Source organism: Rhodoferax sp. TS-BS-61-7 (assembly GCF_002943465.1).
Taxonomy (GTDB): Bacteria; Pseudomonadota; Gammaproteobacteria; order Burkholderiales; family Burkholderiaceae_C; genus Allorhodoferax.
In genome coordinates, this window is the sequence record NZ_PTQY01000001.1 from 252243 (window position 1) to 267065 (window position 14823).

At 61.4% G+C, this 14823-nt stretch carries 12 protein-coding genes and 1 riboswitch; of the genes, 8 read left to right on the forward strand and 4 right to left on the reverse strand.

Annotated features, from left to right (window positions below; all coding sequences use genetic code 11):
• Positions 1-5: 5 nt before the first annotated feature.
• Positions 6-668, reverse strand: a complete 663-nt coding sequence (locus C5F53_RS01155; protein ID WP_105259505.1) for a DNA-3-methyladenine glycosylase — start codon at positions 666-668, stop codon at positions 6-8.
• Positions 668-2044 (reverse strand): cysteine--tRNA ligase, encoded by a 1377-nt coding sequence (cysS, locus tag C5F53_RS01160; protein ID WP_105259506.1) that lies wholly within the window; start codon positions 2042-2044, stop codon positions 668-670. Before cysS ends, C5F53_RS01155 begins: the two co-directional genes overlap by 1 nt.
• Before the next feature lie 186 nt (positions 2045-2230).
• On the opposite strand from cysS, the gene C5F53_RS01165 reads away from it, so the two are divergent.
• From C5F53_RS01165 to C5F53_RS01185, 5 genes are read left to right on the forward strand one after another with little or no spacing between them, the layout of a single operon-like run.
• The gene (locus C5F53_RS01165; protein ID WP_105259507.1) at positions 2231-3334 is read left to right on the forward strand and encodes a tetratricopeptide repeat protein; all 1104 of its coding nucleotides are present in this window, start codon (positions 2231-2233) and stop codon (positions 3332-3334) included.
• A gap of 28 nt (positions 3335-3362) precedes the next feature.
• Positions 3363-4646: a L,D-transpeptidase gene (locus C5F53_RS01170; protein ID WP_105259508.1), complete on the forward strand. Its 1284-nt coding sequence runs from the start codon at positions 3363-3365 to the stop codon at positions 4644-4646.
• On the forward strand, positions 4646-5326 hold the full coding sequence (locus C5F53_RS01175; RefSeq protein WP_105259509.1) for a peptidylprolyl isomerase: 681 nt from the start codon (positions 4646-4648) through the stop codon (positions 5324-5326). Before C5F53_RS01170 ends, C5F53_RS01175 begins: the two co-directional genes overlap by 1 nt.
• A 3-nt stretch (positions 5327-5329) precedes the next feature.
• A complete protein-coding gene (locus C5F53_RS01180) occupies positions 5330-5836 on the forward strand; it encodes a peptidylprolyl isomerase (RefSeq protein WP_105259510.1) in 507 nt (168 codons plus the stop codon).
• Positions 5837-5853: 17 nt separating this feature from the next.
• Positions 5854-6657: a UDP-2,3-diacylglucosamine diphosphatase gene (locus C5F53_RS01185; RefSeq protein WP_105259511.1), complete on the forward strand. Its 804-nt coding sequence runs from the start codon at positions 5854-5856 to the stop codon at positions 6655-6657.
• Here the strand turns inward: C5F53_RS01185 and C5F53_RS01190 are convergent.
• Positions 6632-8254: an HD family phosphohydrolase gene (locus C5F53_RS01190; protein ID WP_105260347.1), complete on the reverse strand. Its 1623-nt coding sequence runs from the start codon at positions 8252-8254 to the stop codon at positions 6632-6634. The genes C5F53_RS01185 and C5F53_RS01190 overlap by 26 nt on opposite strands.
• An 85-nt stretch (positions 8255-8339) precedes the next feature.
• Positions 8340-11069 (reverse strand): DUF349 domain-containing protein, encoded by a 2730-nt coding sequence (locus C5F53_RS01195; protein ID WP_105259512.1) that lies wholly within the window; start codon positions 11067-11069, stop codon positions 8340-8342.
• A 916-nt stretch (positions 11070-11985) separates the two neighbouring features.
• Here C5F53_RS01195 and C5F53_RS01200 point away from each other — a divergent pair.
• From C5F53_RS01200 to nrdR, 3 genes are all read left to right on the forward strand, one after another.
• Positions 11986-12810: a lytic transglycosylase domain-containing protein gene (locus C5F53_RS01200; RefSeq protein WP_105259513.1), complete on the forward strand. Its 825-nt coding sequence runs from the start codon at positions 11986-11988 to the stop codon at positions 12808-12810.
• A gap of 18 nt (positions 12811-12828) precedes the next feature.
• A riboswitch (ZMP/ZTP riboswitch) is annotated at positions 12829-12957 on the forward strand.
• 41 nt (positions 12958-12998) lie between these two features.
• A complete protein-coding gene (gene glyA, locus C5F53_RS01205; protein WP_105259514.1) occupies positions 12999-14243 on the forward strand; it encodes a serine hydroxymethyltransferase in 1245 nt (414 codons plus the stop codon).
• 100 nt (positions 14244-14343) lie between these two features.
• A complete protein-coding gene (gene nrdR, locus C5F53_RS01210) occupies positions 14344-14793 on the forward strand; it encodes a transcriptional regulator NrdR (protein ID WP_105259515.1) in 450 nt (149 codons plus the stop codon).
• Positions 14794-14823 lie beyond the last annotated feature (30 nt).

The window sequence follows — 14823 nt, forward strand, 5'->3', positions numbered from 1 at the left end:
TCCTTCTAGTACGCGACCGGTAGGGGGTCGAGAGAGCGCCAAATATACCAAGTTGCCACGCTGCAGTACGGCGCCCAGGCGGCAGCCACCTCGCGCGCGTCGCTGCGGCTCACTACATCGCCTGAAAAATAGTTTTGGCTGATGCCCTGGATCAGGCCATCGTCATCCAGCGGCAGCACATTGGGCCGCATCAGGTGAAAGATCAGGAACATCTCGGCCGTCCAGCGGCCAATGCCGCGGATCGCCACCAGTTCCGCGATGATTTCCTCATCGCCCATGCCATCCCAGTCCTTGACGTGCAGGGCGCCGTTATCAAAGTGCAGGGCCAGGTCCACCAGGTATTCCACCTTGCGCGCACTCAGGCCAGCAGCGCGCATGTCATCCACCTTGAGCTTGAGCACATTGGCGGGTGTCATCTTGCGCGGTAGCAACACAAAGCGGTCCCACACGGTCTGGGCCGACTTGACCGAAATTTGCTGGCCCACAATGCTGCGCGCCAGGGTCACAAAAGCGTCGCCCCGGGTTTGCAGGCAGGCATCGCCAAACTGGGGGATCAGGCGCTTCATCACCCGGTCTTTTTTCACCAGATGCTTGCAAGCCTCCTCCCAAAAATAGGGGGTCGCGAGGACCGGGGCCTGCTCTTCGGCCTTTTTCGCGGAGGTAGCCATTACTGCACAGCTTCCCAGGTCGTACCCGCCGGCGAATCCTTGAGCACAATGCCTTGGGCCAGCAAGTCCTTGCGGATGCTGTCGGCCAGTGCAAAGTCCTTGGCGGCCTTTGCCGCGGCGCGCTGGGCAATCAGGGACTGGATGGCAGCTTCGTCCAAAGCGGCACCGGCCTGCAAAAACGCTTTCGGGTCGCCTTGCAACAGCCCCAGACATGCCGCCAGAGCCTTGAGCAGACCGGCCAGGGCTGGCGATTTGCTGCGATTCACCTCAGAAGCCAGGTCGAACAACACGGCAACCGCTTCGGGGGTGCCAAAGTCTTCGTCCATGGCCGCCTTGAAGCGCACGGCATACGGGTTGGCCCAATCCACGGCAATGTCTGCCGGTGTCACCTGATCCAGCGCGGTGTACAGGCGCTTGAGGGACTGGCGTGCGTCGTCCAGGTGCGCATCGCTGTAGTTCAGGGCGCTGCGGTAGTGGGCTCGCACGATGAAAAAGCGCACGGTTTCTGCGTCGTACTGTTTCAGCACATCGCGGATGGTGAAGAAGTTGCCGAGCGACTTGCTCATCTTCTCGTTGTCCACACGCACAAAACCGTTGTGCACCCAGAAATGGGCCAGCGGCTTGCCCGTGGCGCCTTCGCTCTGGGCGATTTCGTTTTCGTGGTGGGGAAACTGCAGGTCGGCCCCGCCGCCGTGGATGTCAAAGGTTTCGCCCAGCGTGGAGCAGCTCATGGCCGAGCATTCAATGTGCCAGCCCGGACGGCCGGTGCCAAATTCACTGGCCCACTTGGCATCGGCCGGCTCTTCGGGCTTGGCCGATTTCCACAGCACAAAGTCCAGGGGGTCTTCCTTGCCATCCAGCACCGCCACACGCTCACCGGCACGCAGCTCGTCCAGCGACTTGCCCGACAACTTGCCGTAGCCAACAAACTTGCGCACCGAGTAGTTCACATCGCCATTGCTGGCGCGGTAGGCCAGGCCCTTGCTTTCAAGCTGGCCGATGAGGGACAACATTTGCGGCACATATTCAGTGGCACGCGGCTCCAGCGAAGGTGGTTCAATGCCCAGCGCGCCGATGTCGGTATGCATCGCCGTGATCATTTCATCGGTGAGCTGGCGTATGGTGATGCCCCGCTCCAGCGCACGTTTGATGATCTTGTCGTCAATGTCGGTAATGTTGCGCACATAGGTCACGCGCAGGCCACTGGCCTTGAGCCAGCGCTGCACCACATCAAACGCCATCATCATCCGGGCGTGGCCAATGTGGCACAGGTCGTAAATGGTCATGCCGCACACATACATGCGCACGTGTCCGGGCTCTGCGGGTAAAAAGGGTTGCAACGAACGCGACAGCGTGTTGTAGATGCGCAAACTCATGGGTATCTCGAAACCAACTCACAAAAGCAGCGAGCCCATGGCAACCGAAGACTCGGTTACGGGGCTCGCTTGGTGTCCAATCAGGGTTTTGCCAAGGGGTTGGCAGGCACCCCCCTCAGCTACAATGCAACGCAGTATAAGCCCCCTGAAGAGGGGTCCTCCGACGCGCTAGATTCCAAAGGCACTATGAAGCACGCCCCCTCATTTGTAAGCATGTCACTGCGTTTGGTGGCACTTGCGGCCACCCTCGTCTTCTCCTCCGCCCATGCGGATGACTACTCCGACGTTTCCCAGCTGGCACGCAACGGTAAATTCAATGAGGCACTCGCCAAGGCCGACCAGTACCTGGCGGGCAAACCCCGCGACCCGCAAATGCGCTTCATCAAAGGCGTGGTCCAGCGCGACTCCGGCAAAACCTCCGAGGCCATCGCTACCTTCAGCCGACTGACCGAAGACTACCCTGAGCTGCCTGAGCCCTATAACAACCTGGCTGTGCTTTACGCCGGTCAAAGCCAGTTTGACAAGGCCCGCACCGCGCTGGAAATGGCGATCCGCACTAACCCCAGCTACACCACCGCCCACGAAAACCTGGGCGATGTGTATGCGAAGCTGGCCAGCCAAGCCTATGGCAAGGCTTTGCAATTGGACGCGTCCAACACGGCGGTAGCACCCAAACTGGCCCTGATTCGCGAACTGTTCAACCCGGCACTGGCCAAGGGCCAGCGTCCGTCCAGTACGCCGGCCGTCACTGCACCGCCACAAGTGGTCGCCGCTGCAACGTCCCCCGCCAAGGCACCGCCAACACTGACGCCACCCGCCGCCGTCAAACCCCCGCCCAACCTGCCCGCCGCAGCGCCTGCCGTAGCCGCCACGACGGCTGCAGCCGCGCCAGCTGCAACGCCAACGCCGCCGACCAGTACGCCAGAACCGGCAGCCCCCAGCCAATCCGCCCAAGCCAGCAAAGACGCCGAAGCGGCCGTACGCGCATGGGCCCGTGCCTGGGCTGCCAAAGATGTGAAAGGCTATCTGGCTGCATATGGCAAAGAATTTGACCCACCCGGTAATGCCAGCCGCAGCGCCTGGGAAACGGAACGCCGCCAACGCATCGGTGGCAAGTCCAAAATTACCGTCAAACTCGACAACCTCAGCGTGAGCGTGAATGGCGACAAGGCCGTCGCCAAATTCCGCCAAGACTACAAGGCAGACGCACTCGCGGTCTCCAGCCGCAAGACCCTGGATCTGGCCAGGTCCGGCGATCGCTGGCTGATTGTTCGCGAGTCGGTGAACTAACAGGCCCTTGCGGCCTCTACTGTTGCCAATGACCAGCATTCGCGAGCCGGTGCGCCCCGGCCTTTTTCTGCGACGCTTTTACAGCGTGCCACTGTACCTGCTGGTACTGTGGGCGGGTGCTGCATCTGCACAAACCAATGCCAGCAAACGCCTGGACAAAGCCAACATCCAACGCACCAGTGCAGCACCCAGCGCCCTGGCGGCGCAGGGCGTAGCCGAGGCACGCCTGATCGAGGTTTACAGCCTGATCGGCAAGGGTCAGAGCCGCGAAGCCTTGGGCAAAGCAGAACAGCTGGCACAAGAGCTGCCTCACTTTCAGCTCGCCCAGCTGGTCTATGGCGACTTGCTGGCAGCGCGTACACGCCCCCTGGCCAAGCTGGGCGACGTACCCGACACCATGGCCAAGGCAGCCCCCGCGGTGCTGAACGAGTTGCGGGAAGAGTCGCTGCGGCGTGTGCGCGCCCTGCGCGAACGCCCACCCGCAGACATGGTGCCCGCACAATTTTTGCAACTCTCCCAGCGCACACGGCACGCCATTGCCGTGGATGCCTCCCGCTCGCGCCTGTACCTGTTTGCCAACACACCAGCGGGCTTGAGCCTGGTAGCGGACTACTACATATCCGTCGGCAAGGCTGGCACGGCCAAAGACGTGGAAGGTGACCAGCGCACGCCGCTGGGGGTGTACTACATCACCAGCAACCTGGACCCTAAGTCGCTCAAAGACTTTTATGGCTCCGGCGCCCTGCCCATCAACTACCCCAATGTGCTGGATGCCAAGCGCGGCAAAACTGGGAGCGGCATCTGGCTGCACGGCACGCCGCCCAACCAGTTCTCGCGCCCACCCCAGGCCACCGACGGCTGTGTGGTGTTGGCCAACCCGGACCTGGAACACATCATCCGCACGGTAGAAGTGCGTGCCACGCCCGTGCTGATTGCGCCGCAGCTGCGTTGGGTCAGCCCCAGCGCCTCGCGCACCGAAGCCAAACCTTTTGAGGACGCCCTGCTGGCCTGGCGCAATGCCAAGACTGCCGGTGATGTCAGTCAGGTGCTGTCTTTCTACACCGCAGACTTCAACAGCAATGGCAAAACCCTGGCGCAGTGGACCCCGACCCTGCGTTCTGAAATGCAAAAAACACAAGGCCGCACGATTCAACTCAAGGACGTGTCCTATCTGCGCTGGACCGACAGCGCCGACACCATGGTGGCCACCTTTGGCGAAGTGGCGGATGGGGTGCGCACCGGCCTGACCAAACGCCAGTACTGGATCCGCCAGGACAACCAATGGAAAATTTTCTACGAAGGAATTTTGTAATGCGACCCTGGATGGCAAAGCCGCTGCGCGGCCTGTGGTTGGTTTGCACACTGGCCTCGTTGAGCTGGACCGCGGCCGCACAAAACCCGCAAGTCAAGTTTCAAACCAGTGTGGGTGAATTCACGGTGGAACTGTATGCAGACAAGGCCCCCAAGACGGTGGAAAACTTCCTGCAGTACGTAAGAGACAAACACTACAACGGCACGATTTTTCACCGCGTCATTCCCAACTTCATGGTGCAGGGGGGCGGTTATGACAGCAAGTACGTGGAAAAACCGACGCGGGCACCGGTGCCGCACGAAGGCCGAGAAGCCCTCTCCCGCGGTGGCCCGCGCAATACTGTGGGCACCCTGGCCATGGCCCGCACCAACGACCCCCAGTCCGCCAGCGCACAGTTTTTCATCAATGTGCAGGACAATGCGTTTCTCGACCCGGTGCTGATTCCGCCGGGTGACCCGGTGCCCAAGTTTGAATACCAGGGCCAGGTCTACAAGGACACGCCGCGTGCGGCGCTCCTGAATTCACCACAGCTGTTTGGCTACACCGTGTTCGGCAAAGTCATCAGTGGTCTGGACGTAATTACCAAAATCAAGTCCACCCCCACCGGCGCAGGCGGCCCGTTCCGCAGCGACGTTCCCCAAACCCCCATCACCATCAACTCCGCCACAGTGGCGAAATAAACCATGAGCAATCCCCAAGTCGAACTCCACATTACCGGCTACGGCGTCATCACGCTGGAACTGGACGCAGACAAAGCCCCCAAGTCCACCGCCAACTTCCTGGCCTATGTGAACAGGGGCCACTACAACGGCACTATCTTCCACCGTGTCATCCCCGGCTTCATGGTGCAAGGCGGCGGCATGGAACCCGGCATGGGCCAAAAATCCACCGATGCGCCCATTGAAAACGAAGCCAACAACGGCCTGAAAAACAATGTGTACACCGTGGCCATGGCGCGCACCGGCGACCCGCACTCTGCCACCGCCCAGTTCTTCATCAACATCGCCGACAACGGTTTCCTGAACCACACCGCGCCCTCCACCCAGGGTTGGGGCTACGCCGTGTTTGGCAAAGTGATTTCGGGCACTGAGGTGGTGGACAAGATCAAGGCCGTGAAAACGGGCCGCAAGGGCTTCCATGACGACGTGCCGAAAGAAGACGTCATCATCGAAAAAGCCGTCGCACTGTAAACCGCAAGGGCCAGGGGATGGAACTACACGCGCCATCCCACTGGCAACGCATCGACGTCATCTCTGACCTGCACCTGCAGGCCAGTGAACCGCAGACCTTCGAGGCTTGGCGCCAGTATCTGGGCCAGACCACGGCGGATGCGGTTTTTATTTTGGGCGACCTGTTTGAGGTGTGGGTGGGTGACGATGTGCTGACCCAGGCCTCCAGCTTCGAGGCCGAATGCAGCCGCGTGCTGCAGCAAACGGCACAGCGCCTGCCCGTTTACCTCATGCACGGCAACCGCGATTTCCTGATGGGCGAGGCCCTGATGCACGCCTGCGGCGCCACCCTGCTCCCGGACCCCACTGTTTTACAAATGGGCACGGCCCGCTGGCTGCTGAGCCATGGCGATGCCTTGTGCCTGGACGACACCGACTACCAGGTTTTTCGCACCCAGGTGCGCAGCCCGGAATGGCAACGCACATTCCTGAGCCAGCCCCTGGCTACGCGGCAAGACATCGCCCGCAATCTGCGCAGCCAGAGCGACGCCAAAAAGCAGTCAGGAACCGAATACGCCGACGTGGACACCCCGGCCGCGCTGCAATGGCTGGCAACTGGAAATGCCCTGCACCTGCTGCACGGCCATACACACAAACCTGGTTTTCACACGCTCGATGCGACGCATGACCGTACGGTGCTCAGTGATTGGGATTTGGGTGCCACGCCACCGCGGGCCGAGGTGCTGCGTTTGTCGTGGCGCTCGCAAGCAAAGTCTGGCGTGCAGGTCAACCGCCTGCCCCCCGACAGCCCCGAGATCAGTTCACCCAGGCTTGCGGATTAACCTCGTCAATCTGCCAGGGGTCCAGAAACTGCTCGGCATAACGCAGGTAGACCTGCTCCTGCACAAAGATGTCGAACAGGTCGGGGTCAATATGGCCGCCGGTGCGGAACTTGTGCATGATGCCCATGGCCTGGGATAACTTCATGCCCTGTTTGTAGGGGCGGTCCCGCGCGGTCAGCGCTTCAAAAATATCGGCAATGCCCATCACCCGTGCCTGTACCGACATCTGCTCGCGCGTCAGCCCCTTGGGGTAACCCTTGCCATCCATACGCTCATGGTGCCCACCTGCGTACTCAGGCACATTCTTCAGGTGTTTGGGCCAGGGCAACTGCTCCAGCATCTTGATAGTGGCGACGATGTGGTAATTGATGGTGTCACGCTCACCTGCGGTCAGTGTGCCGGCACGGATGGTCAGGTTTTCAATCTCGTCCGCCGTCAGAAAGTCGGACTCCACCCCATCGGTATTGCGCCACAACGTGCCGGTGCCAATCTGGCGCACCCGCTCGGTGTCGGCGTCTTTCATAAATTCACCACCCTGGTTGGCCTTGCGCAAGAATTCGCGGTCTGCGTCCAGGGCCTCAATAGCTGTACGCGCGCCTGCCATGATGTCCGCCTCGGCATCAGCCTCGCGTACGTCACGCAGCGCCAGCTGTTCGCGCAGTGCCGCAATTTCCAGGTCGCGCTTGAGCACCTCAAACCGCGTGTCCACCAGTTGCACGCGGTCAAACAGGGTTTGTAACTTGGTGGCCTTGTCCACCACGTGTACCGGCGTGGTCACCTTGCCGCAGTCGTGTAACAGGCCTGCAATTTTGAGCTCGTAGCGGTCGCGGTCGTCCATGGTGAAGTCCGCCAGCGGGCCGCTCTGGGTGGTATTCACCGCTTCAGCCAACATCATGGTCAGCGCGGGCACGCGTTGGCAGTGGCCACCGGTGTAGTGCGATTTTTCGTCGATAGCCAAGTTGATGAGGCTGATGAAAGACTCAAACAAGGCCTCCAACTGCGTCATCAGGTTGCGGTTGGTGATGGCAATGGCCGCTTGCGAGGCCAGGGACTCGGCCAGGCTTTGGTCGGCACTGGAGAAGGACACCACGGCACCAGTGTCCGGATGCTTGGCGTTGATCAACTGCAGCACCCCGATCACATCGCCCTCGTGGTCCTTCATGGGCACCGCCAGGAAAGACTGCGAGCGATAACCCGTGCGTTCATCAAACTGGCGGGTGCCCGAGAAATCGAAGTTGGGCTCGGTATAGGCGTCCGCGATGTTGACCGTCTGGTTGTGCAGCGCTGCGTAGGCGGCCACCAGCGAGTCGTTGGGCTGCCCCTGCGCATCATGCAGGGGCAGGTTGGGAAAATTAATCGGTTTGCCCGAAGTGCCGCCCATGGCGATATGCAGCGAATCGGTGCGCAGGATCTCGAAACGGAGTTCCTGCTGGTCATCGGTCACGCGGTAGAGCGTGCCGCCATCGGCATGGGTGATGGTCTTGGCAGCCACCAGAATGCTTTCCAACAAGCGTGTGATGTCACGCTCTTTGGAAAGTGCCGAGCCAATCGCATTGAGTTGCTCCAGCCTGCGCAGCAGATCGTCCACTGAGTCCACGGTTTCCCCCTTGGTCAAAGCACCCGCCTGGGCACGGCCCATTGTTCCACAGGCCCCCCATTGCGCCTATACGGCGCCCGCCGTTTTAACGCTTGAGCAACACTTTGAGCACCGTCTGCAAGCGGCGTGCATCGGCCGCGTTGAACTCGCCCGACAACACCGCTGCAGCGTCCTGGCCCCAGGTCTGGGCGGGGGCGGGGTCGTTGCGGCGCGTGAGCAATTGCAGCTGCAAGCCCCGGCGTGCATCCAGATGCTCGGCAGGCGTAGGCACTTCGGCCGCCATTTCCAGGCGCAACAAGGATTGCACCGCTTGTGGCTTGGCAGTGCCCTCCACGGCCTTCACCCACACCGTGCGGTTTTGGGCTGCGGCACGGCTGCCCAACTCTTGGGCTGCGGGCACCAGCGTGGCGTCGCGCTTTTCCCATGCAGCGAGCAGTTGGGTCAGTGCTTCGCCATGGGCCTGGGCGGCCAGTTTCTTCAAAGCCAGTTGGGCGTGTTCCAGCGCATCACGCTGGGCACGGAAGGCGGTGTCACCCAAACGCGGGGCAGCAGGTGCGTAGCTGCGGTCACCACGATCACCTCGGTCGTCGCGACGCGGGCCGCGGTCACCCCAGGGAGCTGCGGCGCCATCACGACCACCGCGTCCGGCACCGCCGTCCTTGCGGTCGCCAAATTTGCCACCACGACCGGGAGCGGCGGGTGCTTCTTTTTTCATGCCGGGGCGGTCGTCGCCACGCACGGCCACCACGGGTTTGGGTGCTGGCTTGGCAGGGGCGGCAGGCGCCACCGGGGCTTCCGGCACAACGATTTCCGTCGAAACGTCGGCCTCGGCATCACCATCCGCTATCGATTCAGTAGCTGCTTGCGCAGACTCCACGGGGGCTGGAGCCATATTCGGCGCCTCAGCAGCTGCAGACTGGGCAGCCTGCTCTTGCGCACCGGCAGCTGTCACTTCGGCCTGCGCCTGGGCTTGGCCTTGCAAAGCGGCTTCCAGTGCAGCCATGGCGGCGCGAATCGCTTGGGCGTCGCCCGACGCGTTGGCAGCTTCCAGTGCTTTGGCCGCGTCCAGCACCATGCGGTCACGTGCACCCAGTGCGGTTTCGGCCTTTTCACGCTCGGTGGTTTTGCGGTTGAAGGCGTCGTCAATCGGTTTGCGGAACGCATCCCACAGTTTTTGCTCCTGACGGCGGTCGATCGGCACCGCATGGGCCTGCGCCTGCCAGCGCTGTTGCAGCGCCTTGACGGCGTCGATGCGCAGCACCGGCGCGGCGCCCAGCACCTTGGCTTCTTCAATCATGGCGTGGCGGGCGGCCAGGCTTTGGGCCTGCAGGGCTTCCAGCGGTGCCGCGGCGTTGGCGATGGCGGCTTTCCACAGCGGCTGCAGCTCGGCAAACACCTTTTCGCCCACGTGTCCACCTTCGCGCCAGCGGTCGCCAAACTGGTGCAGGATGCGGTTGAAACCCTTCCAGTCATCGTCCAGCGCGGTGCGGTTGGCCTCGGCCCAGGCGTTGACCTCGGCAATCAGCGCCAGGCGCTGGGCCTTGTGCTCGGCGGATTCTGCCTTGACCTTCTCCAGCCAGCCCTCGACCACCTTGTAGGCCTCGTTGCAGGCTTCGTCAAAACGCTTCCACAGCGCGTGGTTGGGCACGCCGCCTTGGTCGGTTTGTTTCCACTGGTCGCGCAGGATGCGCAGGGTTTCCTGCATCTTGCGTCCGCCAATGGCTTGGCCTTCGGGGCGCTTAAGCAGGCCTTCGGCTTTGGTGACCAGCTCATCGCGGATCTGGTCGGCGCGCCAGCGCTGCCAGCCTTCCAGTTCACCCGCCGCAGCCAGTGCGGCGTGGGCCTGGTTTTCCAGTTTGCCGTCAATGACCTTGCCAAATTCCTTGAGCGCATTACGCAGTGCATTGGCCGCACCGGCGCTGGCCTTGCCGTGGCCCTCGGCCACTTCCTGTTCCAGCGTGGTCAGCGCAGCGCGCACGGCAGTGCTCGCCTGGGCGCGCACTTCGGGGTCCACCTTGGGTTTGGCCTGTTTAGCCGGTGCCTCGGCGGGCACGCCGCGCGCGGCGCGCAGTTCGTCCGCCCACACGGGCACGGGCGGCAAGGGTGCGCTGGCGTCGGCCGCAGCGGCCACGGCCAAGTTCAGGGCCGCCTGAAAAGCATCCCACACCACCAGCAGCTGGCCGCGCGAGGCGTCCAGCAATGGTGGGAATTTGAGGTCCACACTGGCCCAGCTGGCATGCGCCACCAGGGCGGTGGCCTGGGTTTGCCAGTGGTCCACGTCAACCCGCAGGGCATCCAGCGCGGCCTGGGCATCGCCCCAGGGTTTGGTGGACAGCACTTCAATCCGCTGGGCCAACAACACCGCGGCTTCACGCTGCACCTGAACCTGGTGCTGCAAGTCTTCGATACCACGCACACGTTCGGCCAACTGGGTTTTCAGGGTGGCCAGGGGCTCTTTGCTCAGGGGTGCGCCGGCTTTGGCGGCGTCACGCTGCCAGGCCAGGGCGTCGGCAATATTGAGTTTGGCGGTGTCGATGAGGGCCTGGGCACGGGCTGCCCACTCGGCGGCCAACAGCTCTTGGCCCTTGGAGCGCTTGGCTTCGTCCAGACGCTCGCGCACCAGCTTGGCGGCGCCCTTGTCTTTGACGCTGAGCTCGCGGAACACCTCGGCCAGCAGATCGGCGCCGGGGTTGCCCTGCAGCCACTCCCGGATGCGGGAGGCCCGGTCGCCTGCGGTTGCGGCGGTGAATGCGCCGCCGGTCAGGCTGTCCAGTTGGGCAATGTCGAGGTGTTTGGCGGAGTTGGACGAGGTCACAGTGGGTAGCAATCAGGGTTGGTAAACAAAAATACAGCCGGGTATTTTCGCCTCGAAATGCCCTGCCCCTTCCGTTTTTTACTGCACCACGGTTACCAACACCAAATTGTGCGGCTGCTGCACACCCAGATTTATAAGAAAAGTAGCCATAACGCTTATGGAATATGCGCAAGCAGCTCCTTTATTGATAGCAAACAAAGGTGCCGAACTGGCTCCATGTCTTTGGCGACAAACCCTGACTTTCCCTAGAGAGACGCATATGCCTCTATATATAGAGACGCGTTCGCTTGGCGGAGCGTGTTCTGGGCAGAAGGCAAGGGCAAAAGAAAGCCCGACAGAAGTCTGAACAGACCGCTGCCGGGCTCGATGGCTGACCGAAGGTCCATGCCATCACGGGTTGTCGCAGGGGAGCGTACTGTCCCACCACGAACATGAAGCAATAGATTGCCTCCTTGGGGTTACCGGGGCCGCTTTATCACGGTGCCTGAAGCACGGACTGGCTACTGCCGGTAAAACGCCTGAATGTTCAGGCCCACGCAGTCTAGGCACGAGGCTCGGCAGTTTCAAATCAAAGTTTCAATGGCCTACCGTCTGTCGATTGGCGGCTTAAGGCCAATGCTCTAAATGCGCAAAACTGCCAATTTTTTGGCAAAAACAGCCCAAAAACAAACCAATAAATATATCAAATTAACTTGATATGGTTGACCGTGCATATTAAAGCCACCTAGAATCCGCCCATCCCAAGTTTTGACTAGGGATTACCCGCCCCGCTGCCGAACCCGGCATATTCAAATCGCTGCACATGTCGAGACGACGCCGCAGGATATTGATAGCGTACCAACCCAAACGAGGTGTCCGAACCGCCCCGCTGTATTGCAGCGCCAAGGTCCTGGCCCCCGCCAAAGAAGGAAGAGCTATGACAGCGACTCAACAATTCACCCAGGGCCTTCGCATCGTTGCGAAAGACATCGCCCAAGGTTTCTTCGAAATTACCCACAACGGCTTCGCCCTCCTCGGCTTGGCTGTCATGTTTGCCGCCATCACCCTGACGGCACGTCCCGAAATCCGCCAAGCCGGCGAACTCCAGCTCATGGGCTGGCTGCAAAACCGCCACGTGGTATCCACCGGCATTGCCACAGAACCTGACGCCGTGGAGCGCGCCACCGCAGCCAACCCGCAGGCCCTGCCCAAGCAGCAAGCGGCTGTGGCGTTTTGGCTGAGCAAAAAGTACAGCGTGGCCCCCGAGCCACTGAGCGCACTGGTGGCCGAGGCGTATGAGATTGGCCAACGTACCAAGCTGGACCCCACCCTCATTCTGGCCATCATGGCTATTGAGTCGGGTTTCAACCCCTTTGCCCAGAGCCACGTGGGTGCCCAGGGCCTGATGCAGGTCATGACCAAGGTGCACAGCGACAAGTACGAAGGTTTTGGCGGCAAACATGCCGCGTTTGACCCCGTGTCCAACTTGCGTGTGGGTGTAAAGGTGCTGCAGGAATGTATTGCCCGCGCCGGCTCCATCGAGGGTGGCCTCAAGTACTACGTGGGTGCCGCCAACCTGGAAGACGACGGTGGTTATGCTGCAAAGGTGATGGCAGAACACGCCCGCCTGCAGTCTGTCGCCACAGGCAAACCCATGCCCTTGGCCGCGCCGCCAGTCACCTCAGTGCCTGTCAAGCTGCCTGCGCCCGAAACAGCACAGCCGGTTGGCGTGGAAAACGTCGCCCACCTGGCCAACTCCTGAGCGCGCTCGGTTAAACTCCTGCCTGCACGCAACTGGCGATAGGCGCCGGGCCCTTCAAGGCCCATTGGCGCTGACGTGGGACACCACTGGGAAGCGTGCCGCAAGCCTTTTCGGGCTTGTGATCAGCCGTTCGCCTGGGCAGCCCTGTGTCTTTCAGACCCACAGGCCCTTTGTCTTTTAGGACTGCCATGTACGACCGCAACATCCTTGTTGAACAAGCCGACCCCGAATTGTGGGCCGCCATCCTGGCCGAAAACGCACGCCAGGAGCACCACATTGAGCTGATTGCCAGCGAAAACTACGCCTCACCCGCCGTCATGGCCGCCCAGGGCAGCCAACTGACCAACAAATACGCCGAAGGTTACCCTGGCCGCCGCTACTACGGTGGCTGCGAGCATGTGGACGTGGCTGAGCAACTAGCGATTGACCGCATCAAGCAAATTTTTGGCGCCGAAGCCGCTAACGTGCAGCCCCATTGCGGCGCATCGGCCAACGAAGCCGTTTTCCTGGCTTTCCTGAAACCCGGCGACACCATCATGGGCATGAGCCTGGCCGAAGGCGGCCACCTGACCCACGGCATGGCCCTGAACATGAGCGGCAAATGGTTCAACGTGGTGAGTTACGGCCTGGACGCCAACGAAGCCATCGACTACGAAGCGATGGAACGCAAAGCACGTGAGACCAAGCCCAAACTCATCATTGCAGGTGCATCCGCCTACTCCCTGGCCATCGACTTTGAGCGTTTTGCCAAGATTGCCAAGGAAATCGGCGCCATCTTCATGGTGGACATGGCCCATTACGCTGGCCTGATTGCCGCCGGTGTGTACCCCAACCCCGTGCCCCACGCCGACGTGGTCACCTCCACCACCCACAAGAGCCTGCGCGGCCCCCGTGGTGGCATCATCCTGATGAAGGCCGAGCACGAAAAAGCCATCAACAGCGCCATCTTCCCCGGTTTGCAAGGCGGCCCCTTGATGCATGTGATCGCTGCCAAGGCGGTGGCCTTCAAAGAAGCCATGGCGCCTGAGTTCAAGACGTACCAGCAGCAAGTGGCCCGCAACGCCAAAATCGTGGCGGAAACACTCACCGCCCGCGGCCTGCGCATCGTCAGCGGTGGCACCGACAGCCACGTGATGCTGGTGGACCTGCGTTCCAAAGGCATTACCGGCAAAGAAGCCGAGGCCGTGCTGGGCGCCGCCCACATGACCATCAACAAAAATGCCATCCCCAACGACCCCGAAAAGCCGATGGTGACTAGCGGCGTGCGCATCGGCACCCCCGCCATGACCACCCGCGGTTTCAAGGACGAGGAAGCCCGCGCCACGGCCAACCTGATTGCCGATGTGCTGGACAACCCGCGCGATGAGGCCAACATTGCCGCCGTGCGCGCCAAGGTACATGCGCTGACCTCGCGCTTCCCGGTCTACAAGTAAGCCTTATGGCAAGCGCAAGCACTACTATTTTGATAGCTGCTTGCGCTTGTTTTATAAGGGCTAGAGCCCTATTTGGCACTTAATTGAGCACCCCTGCGCCATGAAATGCCCCTTCTGCAGCCATTCTGAAACCCAGGTGGTAGAGACTCGAATTTCGGAAGACGGGGACTTCATTCGCCGCCGCCGCCAGTGCGGATCGTGCGAAAAACGCTTCACCACTTATGAACGCCCGGACGTCAACTTCCCGGCCATCGTCAAAAAAGACGGTCGCCGCATCGAGTTTGAACGCGCCAAACTGCTCGCCTCCATGAACCTGGCCCTGCGCAAGCGGCCCGTGAGCACCGAGCAAATCGACAGCGCCATCGAGCGCATCGAAGAAAAACTCCTCAACCTGGGCCTGCGCGAAGTCCAATCCACCCGCATCGGCGAACTCGTCATGCGCGAACTCAAAAAGCTCGACAAGGTCGCTTACGTGCGTTTTGCCAGCGTTTATCGCAATTTTGAGGACATTGATGAGTTCAAGACTTTGGTGGACGAGGTGAGTCGGTAGCCCCGCCAGAGGCCAAAAACCAATGGGACT